The organism is Streptomyces sp. LS1784, from assembly GCF_020103755.1.
Lineage (GTDB): Bacteria > Actinomycetota > Actinomycetes > Streptomycetales > Streptomycetaceae > Kitasatospora.
In genome coordinates this window covers 1-1,351 of sequence record NZ_JAHSQD010001053.1, presented here as the reverse complement: position 1 = coordinate 1,351, position 1,351 = coordinate 1, and the positions used below count along the sequence as shown (strand labels likewise).

The 1,351-nt window shown below is 72.5% G+C and carries 2 protein-coding genes and 1 pseudogene; 1 reads left to right on the top strand and 2 read right to left on the bottom strand.

The window, feature by feature from the left end:
- Positions 1-232, bottom strand: a 232-nt coding sequence (locus tag KS423_RS45555) for a hypothetical protein (RefSeq protein ID WP_224285524.1), incomplete at its 3' end; no start/stop codon positions are given.
- Between the two features lie 58 nt (positions 233-290).
- Here KS423_RS45555 and KS423_RS45550 point away from each other — a divergent pair.
- Positions 291-824 carry an SHOCT domain-containing protein gene (locus KS423_RS45550; protein WP_224285523.1) on the top strand — a complete coding sequence of 178 codons (534 nt, stop codon included), beginning with the start codon at positions 291-293 and terminating at the stop codon, positions 822-824.
- Position 825: 1 nt separating this feature from the next.
- On the opposite strand, the pseudogene KS423_RS45545 reads toward KS423_RS45550, so the two are convergent.
- Positions 826-1,351 (bottom strand): annotated as a pseudogene (locus KS423_RS45545) (hypothetical protein); the annotation flags it as partial.

The window sequence follows — 1,351 nt, the reverse complement described above, 5'->3', positions numbered from 1 at the left end:
GCGCCACCGGCGCGGCCGAGCCGACCGCCGCCACCCGCCGCACCAGCCGGTCCGCCTGCGCCGCGGCGGCCTCCTCCGGGTCCAGTCCCGCCGTCAGCAGCGCCGGCAGCTCCAGGGCGCTCAGCAGCACCGATTCACCGGTCCGCTCGTCCACCGCGTGGGCGCGCAGCGGTCCGGGACGGTCCGTCAGCCGGTACCGCCCCGCCAGCAACTGCCCGGGGCCGCCTCGCATGCCAGTTCCTCTCACTCACCGAGCAGCCTACTGAGCGGCTCCGCTTAGGCTCGATCCCATGGACTGGACCGATTTGATCGACACCGCCTTCGAGGCGTCAGGAAACCGCAGCAAAGCCAACCAGGTCGAGGCCGTCCGCGCCGTCGAGGTGACCGCCATCGACGGCGAGAAGCCGGTCGCCTCCACCGCCGGGCGCCACCCCGAGCACTTCCGCAAGGGAGTGCTCGTGCTGACCACCCATCGGCTGCTCTTCCTGAAGGACGGGAAACCTCCGGTGCCGGTTCCGCTTGCCGCCGTCACCGACGTCTCCGTGACCCGCACCAAGCTCAACGGCGAAGTGCTCCTGGTGGTGGCGCTCACCGGCTCACACCGCTACGAGGACGTGGTCAAGGCCGAGTTCTTCGCCGAGCAGCTCCGGGCCTCCGCCCGGGCCGCCCGCAACGCCCCGAAGGCCGTGCCCGTCGCCGCACCGGCCGAGGCCGCCACCGGCGAACAGCTCATCGGCCAGCTGGAACGGCTGGCCGCCCTGCGCGCCTCCGGTGCCCTCACCGAGGACGAGTTCACCCGCGCCAAGCAACGCCTGATCGGCTGACCTACGGCGCGGGCTGGAAACTGTTGAAGACGATGTCCCGGACCGGGGCCTGGGCGGCCCACTCGGTGTCCGGGACGATCCAGTAGATCGAGTACCCGTACTTGGCCGGGGTCCCGGTCACGAAGCCGCGGTTGAGCGAGTGCGTCCTCGGTGTGCCGCTGGTCCACTCCCAGTCCGCCGCGTTGCTCCACTGCCGGTAGCCGATCGCCGCCAGGTTCACCCGCTGGTAGTTGGTGACCTTCGCGATCAGGGCCGGCTCGGACTCCTGCCAGTCCGCAACCGCGCTCGGACCGGGCGACGTGGTCCACTCGATCCGCAGCTGGCTGCCGTCGGCCGCGTTCTTGAAGATCCGCCGGTTGGCCTCCGACCCGGTCGGCTGCAGGCCGTCCGGGAGCACGACCGAGAAGCCGCTCGGGTCCTTGTACTCGTGGTACCCGGCCGGCACGGCGCCCGGCGCGGGCTGTGCCGGGGGCTGGGCCTGTGCCGGGGTCTGGGCCTGCGCCGGGGGCTGCACGGGGGCCGCCGGC

What these genes read in the sequence shown, in the direction of transcription:
- KS423_RS45550 (WP_224285523.1), top strand. Translation starts at nt 291, where the DNA reads ATGGACTGGACCGATTTGATCGACACCGCCTTCGAGGCGTCAGGAAAC.